The organism is Moorena sp. SIO3B2, assembly GCF_010692525.1.
GTDB lineage: Bacteria > Cyanobacteriota > Cyanobacteriia > Cyanobacteriales > Coleofasciculaceae > Moorena > Moorena producens.
Window position 1 is genome coordinate 1 of record NZ_JAAHHE010000808.1, and the last position, 1,686, is coordinate 1,686.

At 50.0% G+C, this 1,686-nt stretch carries 4 protein-coding genes and 1 pseudogene; 1 reads left to right on the top strand and 4 read right to left on the bottom strand.

Annotated features, from left to right (window positions below):
* Positions 1-54: 54 nt before the first annotated feature.
* Positions 55-180 (bottom strand): hypothetical protein, encoded by a 126-nt coding sequence (locus F6K38_RS41285; protein ID WP_287360630.1) that lies wholly within the window; start codon positions 178-180, stop codon positions 55-57.
* Complete coding sequence (locus tag F6K38_RS41290) at positions 170-1,135, bottom strand: glycosyltransferase family 2 protein (RefSeq protein WP_287360632.1); 966 nt, start codon at positions 1,133-1,135, stop codon at positions 170-172. The genes F6K38_RS41285 and F6K38_RS41290 overlap by 11 nt, the downstream gene beginning before the upstream one ends.
* Positions 1,136-1,141: 6 nt before the next feature.
* On the opposite strand from F6K38_RS41290, the gene F6K38_RS41295 reads away from it, so the two are divergent.
* Positions 1,142-1,417 (top strand): hypothetical protein, encoded by a 276-nt coding sequence (locus tag F6K38_RS41295; RefSeq protein WP_287360634.1) that lies wholly within the window; start codon positions 1,142-1,144, stop codon positions 1,415-1,417.
* On the opposite strand, the gene F6K38_RS43840 is transcribed toward F6K38_RS41295, so the two are convergent.
* Entirely contained in the window at positions 1,403-1,558 is a 156-nt protein-coding gene (locus F6K38_RS43840) for a hypothetical protein (protein ID WP_324293453.1), read from the bottom strand. The genes F6K38_RS41295 and F6K38_RS43840 overlap by 15 nt on opposite strands.
* A pseudogene (locus tag F6K38_RS43845) lies at positions 1,501-1,629 on the bottom strand (hypothetical protein); the annotation flags it as partial. The pseudogene F6K38_RS43845 and the gene F6K38_RS43840, both read right to left, overlap by 58 nt.
* Positions 1,630-1,686 lie beyond the last annotated feature (57 nt).

A 1,686-nucleotide genomic window follows, 5' to 3' on the forward strand; every position in this document is an offset into this window, starting at 1 on the left:
GTGCCTACCAACGGGCTTTGCAAGCTTGATTATCTGTCTGGTGCACTGCCCACCCTACATGAACCTAATAAGTGATTTCTGATTAATCGGGAATCGGAACCCACCCCTAACCCCTCCCAGGAGGGGAACGGGAATCGGGAATCGGGAATCGGGAATCGGGATGCAGCTATCAGGTTTCATGGGAAAGCCACTCTATCTGATCAGCTTTGTCTGGCAGCCGGGCTTGCTGTTGTCCCTTTGCTCTTGCCCAAGTTCCAAACAGACCAATCGGTGTGCTGATTAGCTCAATGGGATCGGTTTTGCCTGCGATCGCATTAATACTATTGCGCGGTAGTTCTTTCAGCAACCAACGACTGATCCGATACAGATATTCCTTTGGTGGAATATCCCGCATCAAGGGCACACCATGGAGCTGATGTAAGTAACGGTTAGAGCGACCATAGCGATGCCATTGACTGTGATATTCCCGAAAGGTGGAACGGTGTCGGTGCTCTACTATGGCGGTTGGAGCAAGGTGTAATTGCCAGTTGCTTTGCTTTTGAATACGCCAGCAGATATCAGCATCACCACCAGTGGTTAGGTAAGGACGGAACAATCCCACTTCCTCGAATGCTTGCCTTCGGATTGCTAGGTTAGCGGTTTGACCGTAGGGACAATAGGAATTGTTTAAGGTATGTTCCTGAGATAGAACATTATGGTACTCAGCGTGTTTTTCTAGCCAGGTTTTACCGGGCAACCCGATGATTTGACCAGCAACAATACCAATACTAACGTTAGCAAAGGGTGAGACCAGGTCTGCTAACCAATGGGGTTGGGGACGACAGTCTGCATCAGTAAAGGCAATTATTTCCGCCTTGGCTGCTCGAATTCCTTTGTTACGGGCTGCATAGGAGCTTTGAATCTGGTCTTCCAGGATGTAGTGGAAAGTTATGCCCTCAGATGCTCCCTCAGTAACGGCAGTTTCGATTAGTGAGGCAGTGCGATCGCTGCTATTATTATCCACTAAAAGATACTCTACTTGGTCAGTGGCATAGGTCTGTTCCTGTAAACAACGGACTAACTCTGGTAAATCTGCTTCACCGTTGTAGATTGGTACAACTACTGAAACCTTGGGCAAGCATTTGTCATTTGTCATTGGGTAATGGCTAATGGCAGAAGTGTTGAACAGGGAATCGGGAATCGGGAATCGGGAATCGGGAATCGGGAATCGGAACCCACCCCTAACCCCTCCCAGGAGGGGAACGGGAATCGGGAATCGGGAATCGGGAATCGGGATGCAGCTATCAGCTATCAGCTATCAGTTATCAGCTATCAGCTATCAGCTATCAGTTATCAGCTATCAGCTATCAGCTATCAGTTATCAGCTATCAGCTATCAGCTATCAGTTATCAGTTATCAGCTATCAGCTATCAGCTAATGCCCTACTGTGCCACGCTGAAGGCTGACCACTGACCGCTGACCACTGACCACTGACCGCTGACCGCTGACCGCTGACCGCTGACCGCTGACCGCTGACCGCTGACCGCTGACCGCTGACCGCTGACCGCTGACCGCTGATGGCTGACCGCTGACCGCTGACCGCTGACCGCTGACCGCTGACCGCTGACCGCTGAATGCTTGAATTATCAACTATCAATTTTGAGCATAATCAACTGCCGTTGGAGTAGCGATCGCACTCCATCTAAA